The organism is Frankia umida, assembly GCF_023242945.1.
GTDB lineage: Bacteria > Actinomycetota > Actinomycetes > Frankiales > Frankiaceae > Frankia > Frankia umida.
Window position 1 is genome coordinate 1 of record NZ_JALKFT010000069.1, and the last position, 6,510, is coordinate 6,510.

A 6,510-nucleotide genomic window follows, 5' to 3' on the forward strand; every position below is an offset into this window, starting at 1 on the left:
GTACTCCCGCCAGCCGAACCCCTTGGGCTCACCGGCACGACCCCGATGCTGGCGCAGCCGGTAGAACCAGCGCGGCAAGATCAGCGTCGTGGCGGACGGGCCGGCCGCCCCTGCTGCCCTTCTTCTTCCGGTTGGCGGCCTGGTCCTTCTTCTCCGGGATGACCACCTTGATACCGCGTTTCCGCAGGTAGGCACGGTTGCCGCAGGACGAGTACGCCTTGTCCCCGGCGACCGCGTCGGGTCGGGTGCGGGGACGGCCCACGGGCCCGGGGACCCGTACTTTCGCCAGCACGGGGATGAACTGCGGGCTGTCCGCGGCCTGCCCCGCGGTCAGGACGAACGCCAGCGGGCGGCACTTGCGGTCGGCGGCGAGGTGGACCTTGCTGGTCTGCCCGCCCCTCGACCGTCCCAGCAGAGCAGCTTTCAGCCGCAGGCCGTGCCGGCGCCGGAGACGTCGTCGCTCTTCCCGCTCGGGGTCGCATCCGGCGTTCTGCCCGTCTTGTCCCTCCGAGCCGCCCCCTTTTGCCGGGCCTCCTCCTCCTCGGCAGCGGCTTCCTCCAGGGCGGTGATGACGTCGTGGCCCAGGTGCATCCCGGCAGCGTCGTGGTGGGCCCGGCTGGTGGTGGAGTCCACACTGACCAGGGACAGGTCCACCTCACCGCGCTTCGCGGCCTCGGCGACCATGCCCTCCAGCAGGGCTTCGAAGACACCAGCGTCCCGCCACTGCCGGAACCGGTTGTGGACCGTCGGCCAGGCACCGAACTCCGCCGGCATCTCCCGCCACTGCCCGCCCGTCCGGAACCGCCAGAGCACGCCCTCGAACTGCGCCCGTAGCCGCGCCGGGTACGGGCCGAACCCGCCGATCGGCAGGTAAGACTCGATGAACACCCACTCCTCGTCCGTCAGTTGCATCCGTGTCATACAGGACGATCTACCGGATCAGGCCCCGCCACGAGGGCGAATCCCGCAGACAGATCACAACTCGACACGCGCCCTAGCACCGGACCCGGACCCGAGTGTGTCGTGGGCAACCGTGGCGCGCCGGGACTGCCTCGAGCCACGACAACCTGTCGCAGCTGTTGCACTGACCACACCCTCTGGAGAGACCTGATGAAACTACCCGACCACCAGATCAGGAGCTACCGGGACGACGGCTACCTGGTTGTGAACCGGCTGTTCGCACCGGACGAGGTCGACGTGCTGCGAACCGCCTTCCAACACGACGGCGGGATCCCGGGCGCGCACCGGATCACCGAAAAGGACAGCACGGAGGTCCGCGCCGTGTACGCTTCGCACCGCCGGCAGCCCGAGTTCGCCCGACTGGTCCGCTCTCCTCGGCTACTCGGCCCGGCCCGGCAGCTGGTGACCGACGAGGTCTACGTCTACCAGTTCAAAATCAACACCAAGCCCGGGTTCTTCGGCGAGGGCTGGTCCTGGCACCAGGACTACGCAGCATGGCGGATCGCCGACTACCTGCCCGCACCGAAGCTGGTCAACGTCGGGCTGTTCCTCGACGACGTGACCGAGTTCAACGGACCGTTGCTCTTCCTTCCTGGCTCGCACCGCGACGGCCTGATCAGCTCCGGCCGTCGCAGCGAGGCCACCTCGACCCAGCACGTCGACCCCGAGGACATCAAGCTGACCAGGACCGAAATGGCCCACCTGGTCGACCGCCACGGCATGCGCAGCCCCAAGGGCGCGGCTGGTTCCGTGGTGTTTTTCCATCCGGAGCTCGTGCATGGTTCGGTCGCCAACATCTCGCCGTTCGGTCGGCGACTGGTGCTGGTGACCTACAACGACGTCACCAACGAGCCGCAGCCAGTCGGCAAGCCTCGCGACTGGTACCTCGTCGAGCCGGACGCGACCTCGCTGACCATGGTCGATGAACCGCTGCTGTCCGCCGGCGCAGCCCGGTGACCGGCGGGCAGCAGTGAGCCGCAGGCAGCGCCGCGCTCGCGCCGCGGTACTCGCCGAGTTCGGCCGGGACCTGAAACTGCACGAGTTCCCGGTGCCTGCGGCACCTGTGGGTGGCCTGGTGGTAGCGGTCGAGTACGGCGGCGTCTGCGGAACCGACCTGCACCTGCGGCAGGGTCGCCTGGACGTGCCGGTGCCGCTCGTGCTTGGGCACGAGGGTCTCGGCGTGGTGCACGAGATCGGGCCGGGCGGTGGAGCCGACGCCCTCGGCGCGCCGTTGGACCCCGGCGACCGTGTCATGTGGGCCTCGTCAATCGCCTGCGGAGAATGCGTGCCCTGTCGGTCGTACCGGGAACCGACGCTGTGCACCCGGCGGCACACCTATGGGGTCAACCGGTCGACGGCCGACGAACCCGCGTTGTCCGGGGTGCGGGCGGAGTTCATCTGCCTGCGCCCGGGCACCGTGGTCGTCAAGGTGCCGGATGGGCTGAACCCGTTGGCTGCGATGGCGTTCGCCTGAGCGGGGCCGACCATGGTGCATGCGCTGTTGGAACGGCGGCCGGTTCGGGTCGGTGAAACGGTGGTCGTGCAGGGCAGCGGACCGGTGGGCCTGGCCGCTGCGGCGTTGGCGCAGCTGTCCGGGGCGGCGCGGGTCGTCGTCGCCGGCGGGCCGCCCGGGCGGTTGGCGCTGGCCGCCGCGGCCGGAATCGGTGACCACCAGGTGGCCCGTCGTGGAGGTGACGGACTCCGATGCCGCGCTGGCCGAGGTGGTCGACCTCGTCGACGGTGGCGCGGACCTCGTGATCGAATGCGCCGGGGCGCCGACTGCCTTCGCGCAGGGGCTGCGGCTGGCTCGACGAGGCGGGTCCTGTCTGGTCGTCGGCCAGTACACCGATAGCGGGGACGCGATGGTCAACCCGCACCAGATCGTGTCCCGGCAGCTCGACGTGATCGGGTCATGGGCGTTCACCGGGCGCACCTCATCGAGTAAGTCCGGTTACTGCCCACGTTGACATCCCGGTTCGACCTCGCCAGCCTGGTGACCAGCTACCCGCTCGCCGACCAGGCGGTGGCGCTGCGCGAGGTGACGGACGGTACCGTGATGAAGGCGGTCCTGGCGGGCAGATAGAACTGCGGCCGGCCGGCGGAAGACTCGCTACACTAAGCGGTGTCGAAGTTTCGCTCCGGGTTCGTACGCCCGGTCGTCCGCCGCGCAAGCGGGCTCGTCCTCGGCGGTGCCAGCGGCCTCATCGAGCTGGGTTTCCTGCTGACTTCGGTGCCCGCTTGGGCGATCCCAGCAACCCGGCCACGGGTGCTGTCGACAGCGCACGGGCTGGCCGAGTATGAGCGGCGCAGGATCGAGAAGTACTTCGGCCCGACGAACGCCGAGGAGTACACCGAACGGCAGGCCCTGCGCTATCTGAGGGTGCGGTGGCTCGTGGGCGGGCTGAGCGCGGGCATCCTGCTCCTGGTCGTCCTCGGCGCGTTGACGGCGCCGTTCCTGGCGCAGCGGCTGATCTCCGAGGGCCCGAACCTGGGCTGGGACGCCCCGATCACATCCGTGATGTTCGGCGCCGTGCTGGTGTTCGTCACGGTGCAGGGGCTGGTCGGGGTCGTCGACCTAGACCTGGCGACGGCGCGGCGCATGCTCGGCCCGAGCACCCAGGACCTCCGGCGCCGGGTCTCGGAACTGACGGTGAGCCGGTCGGAACTGGTCGAAGCGGTCAACCACGAACGTCGTCGGATCGAACGCGATCTGCACGACGGTATCCAGCAGCAGCTTGTCGTGCTGGGCATGGTGTTGGGCCAGGCGGCGAGGACGGTCGGGTCGCAGCGGGGTGCCGAGCTGGTCCACCAGGCACACGACGAGGCCGGCCGGGTACTGGCCGAACTACGCGAGGTGAGCTGGCGAGTGTACCCGGTCGCGCTGGACGCCGAAGGCCTGCACGAGGTTCTGCGGACGCTGGCCGAGCGCTCCACCGTGACGTTGCGGCTGCGCTACATGCTGACCGAGCGCTGTCCGAGCACGGTGGAGGTTCCCGCCTACTTCGTGATCTCCGAGGCGGTGGCCAACGCCTGCAAGCACGCTGGAGCGACACGGATAGACGTCGAGGTGGCCCGGGTTGGCAAGATGGTCGTCGTGCGGATCTGTGATGACGGTCGAGGCGGCGCGGACCCCACCGGCAGCGGGCTGTCCGGCCTGCGGCGCAGGGTGGCAGCCGGGGACGGCGTGTTCACCGTGGAAAGCCCTGCGGGCGGTCCGACGGTGATCACTGCGGAGTTGCCGTGCGGGTAGTGCTCGCGGAGGATTCGGTCCTACTCCGCGAGGGCCTGGTCCGGCTGCTGTCCGACGAGGGATACGAGGTGCTTGCCGCGGTGGGCGACGCGCGCGTCCTGCTCGCCGAGACCGAACGGCACCAGCCGGACGCGGTGATCACCGATGTACGGATGCCCCCCACCCACACCGACGAGGGCATGCGGGCGGCGCTGGAGATCCGCCGCCGATGGCCAGAGGTGGGGGTGCTGGTGCTGTCCCAGTATGTCGAGACCCGGTACGCCACCAACCTGATCACTGGTAACACCGGGCGAGTGGGCTACCTGCTCAAGGACCGGGTGACCCAGGTCGAGGAGTTCCTCGACGGCCTCAGACGGGTGGCGGCCGGCGGCACCGCCTTCGACCCCGAGATAGTACGGCGGTTGTTGGCCAGGAGCAGCGGCGCCCACCCACTGACCCGACTCACCGCCCGCGAGCGCGAGGTACTGGCAAAAATGGCACAGGGCCACAACAACGCCGGAATCGCCGAGGCCCTGTCCGTCTCACAGAGCGCGGTGGAGAAACACGTCAACGCAGTCTTCGAAAAGCTCGAGCTGGCCCCCGCCACCGGTTACAACCGCCGGGTCCTGGCGATCCTGCGCTACCTGGGCGACCTCAGGGAGATGTCATGACCGCGGCGGCCTACCGGTACGTTGACGTGGTCACCCGGTAGGTCACCTTGCGGCCACGGGCGGGCAGCGCCTTGTGCATCACCAGGGCATTGTCCCAGATCACCACGTCGCCGCGCAGCCAGGTGTGCCGGTAGAGGTTTGCTTCGGCGGTGGCCGCCGAATAGAGGCTGTCGAGCAGGGCCGCACTCTCGTCGGCCGACAGCCCCTCCACCGACGGAACCCGTCAAGCTGTTTGAGGCAGTGTTGTTCGAAAACTAGCTACTTGCCGGTTCCGGGTCTGGCTGCTCCTCGTCGGGTGGCCGGTTGATCCAGGCGGGTGCCGGGAGCTTCGGTGGGGTCGGGGGCCGGCGGATGAACCGTTCCGGGTGGGCGGTGTAGGCGGCGTCGAGGACCTGGGCGCGGGCCTGACGGACGCTGTCGGCTTGGCCGTGGTGGACGACTGTCGGGGTGAGCATCCCGATCCCGGAATGACGATGATGGTTGTTGTAATGGTCGAAGAAGCGCCGGCACCAGGCCCGGGCCGTCTGCAGGTTCTCGAACGAGCCCGGATAGTCCGGCCGATACTTGAGCGTCTTGGACTGGGATTCACTATAGGGGTTGTCGTTCGATACCCGCGGGCGGGAATGGGACCGGGTGACACCGAGGTCCGCGAGGAGCAACGCGACGGATTTCGAGGTCATGGACGTGCCGCGATCGGCGTGGATCGTCAGCCGCTCCGGAGACACCTGCTGTTTCGCGCAGGTAGAAGTGATGAGATCCTCCGCAAGCGCAGCTGATTCCACCTCCGCGACCATCCAGCCGACAACATAACGACTGTACACGTCGAGGATGACGTACAGATGATAGTAGGTCCATTTCTTCGGTCCGTGCAGTTTCGTGATATCCCAGCTCCACACCGCGTTGGGTTTCTCGGCGACGAGTTCGGGTTTGATATGGGCGGGGTGGGTGGCCTGGCGGCGGCGTTCCCCGGTCTCGCCGTGCTCGGCGAGCAGCCGGTACATCGTCCGCGGCGACGCCAGGTAGACCCCCTCGTCCAGCAGGGCCGCCCACACCTGGTCCGGGGAGGCGTCGACGAACCGCTGCGAGCGCAGCACGTCGAGGACCCGGGCCCGCTCGTCCGCCGTCAGGGCCGCCGGCTGCCGCCGGGCCCTGTGCGGGATCGGCGCCGGCCGCGGCGGAGCCGGGCTTTTCCGGTGCCGCCGATAATGCGTCGCCCGGGACCGGCCCACCGCCCGACACGCCGCGACCGCCCCGACCTCCGGGATCAGCTTCCCGAGGGCTTCCTCGGTCAGCCGTTCGGCGTGTGCGGCGACGTCGGGTTCCCCTCGGGAGCGCCCTCGGAGAGTTTCTCCAGTCGGGTAGCCGGCGGGAATCTCACCCGCCGGCTCCCACAGTTCCGTACGTGAACCTCTCGGTTCATACGGCTCTTACCGTCCGGCGAAGGAGAATCCGCAGTCCGTGACCCACGCCCAGTGGGAGAACAGGGCCGGTTCGTTTCCGGTGACCCTTTCCCACCACCGTTGCAGGCGACCGGCGTTGCGGAGCCGTTTATATTTCTTGCGGGCCCAGCGCATTAGCCTCGATCTTTCGCCTGCTGGGCGTGTGAGGTCCCGTGAGGACCGCCCGCTGTTTTCGATGTTGAGTTTTGCT

Annotated in this window: 7 protein-coding genes and 1 pseudogene; 5 read left to right on the forward strand and 3 right to left on the reverse strand. The window is 68.8% G+C overall.

The genetic code is table 11. The annotated features are described in order from the left end of the window. Positions 1-76 precede the first annotated feature (76 nt). Positions 77-921 (reverse strand): annotated as a pseudogene (locus MXD59_RS25590) (IS5 family transposase); the annotation flags it as partial. A gap of 189 nt (positions 922-1,110) precedes the next feature. Between MXD59_RS25590 and MXD59_RS25595 the strand changes: the two are divergent. The 5 genes from MXD59_RS25595 to MXD59_RS25615 all read left to right on the forward strand — a co-directional run bounded on the left by MXD59_RS25595 (position 1,111) and on the right by MXD59_RS25615 (position 4,860). Further along, positions 1,111-1,917, forward strand: coding sequence for a phytanoyl-CoA dioxygenase family protein (locus MXD59_RS25595; RefSeq protein ID WP_248827134.1), 807 nt, complete (start codon positions 1,111-1,113; stop codon positions 1,915-1,917). Between the two features lie 13 nt (positions 1,918-1,930). After that, positions 1,931-2,434 carry an alcohol dehydrogenase catalytic domain-containing protein gene (locus MXD59_RS25600; RefSeq protein WP_248827135.1) on the forward strand — a complete coding sequence of 168 codons (504 nt, stop codon included), beginning with the start codon at positions 1,931-1,933 and terminating at the stop codon, positions 2,432-2,434. Between the two features lie 211 nt (positions 2,435-2,645). Further along, on the forward strand, positions 2,646-2,927 hold the full coding sequence (locus MXD59_RS27150) for a zinc-binding dehydrogenase (RefSeq protein WP_248827136.1): 282 nt from the start codon (positions 2,646-2,648) through the stop codon (positions 2,925-2,927). A gap of 155 nt (positions 2,928-3,082) precedes the next feature. Continuing rightward, positions 3,083-4,210: a sensor histidine kinase gene (locus MXD59_RS27155; protein WP_248827137.1), complete on the forward strand. Its 1,128-nt coding sequence runs from the start codon at positions 3,083-3,085 to the stop codon at positions 4,208-4,210. Next, positions 4,201-4,860, forward strand: coding sequence for a response regulator (locus MXD59_RS25615; RefSeq protein WP_248827138.1), 660 nt, complete (start codon positions 4,201-4,203; stop codon positions 4,858-4,860). The genes MXD59_RS27155 and MXD59_RS25615 overlap by 10 nt, the downstream gene beginning before the upstream one ends. A gap of 10 nt (positions 4,861-4,870) precedes the next feature. On the opposite strand, the gene MXD59_RS25620 is transcribed toward MXD59_RS25615, so the two are convergent. Together MXD59_RS25620 and MXD59_RS25625 are read right to left on the reverse strand one after the other, a co-directional pair. Continuing rightward, positions 4,871-5,071: a TauD/TfdA family dioxygenase gene (locus tag MXD59_RS25620; protein WP_248827139.1), complete on the reverse strand. Its 201-nt coding sequence runs from the start codon at positions 5,069-5,071 to the stop codon at positions 4,871-4,873. A gap of 43 nt (positions 5,072-5,114) precedes the next feature. Next, complete coding sequence (locus tag MXD59_RS25625) at positions 5,115-6,254, reverse strand: IS3 family transposase (RefSeq protein WP_308301781.1); 1,140 nt, start codon at positions 6,252-6,254, stop codon at positions 5,115-5,117. Positions 6,255-6,510: the final 256 nt, after the last annotated feature.

Coding starts and splice junctions, on each gene's coding strand:
- MXD59_RS25595 (WP_248827134.1), top strand. CDS start 1,111: ATGAAACTACCCGACCACCAGATCAGGAGCTACCGGGACGACGGCTAC.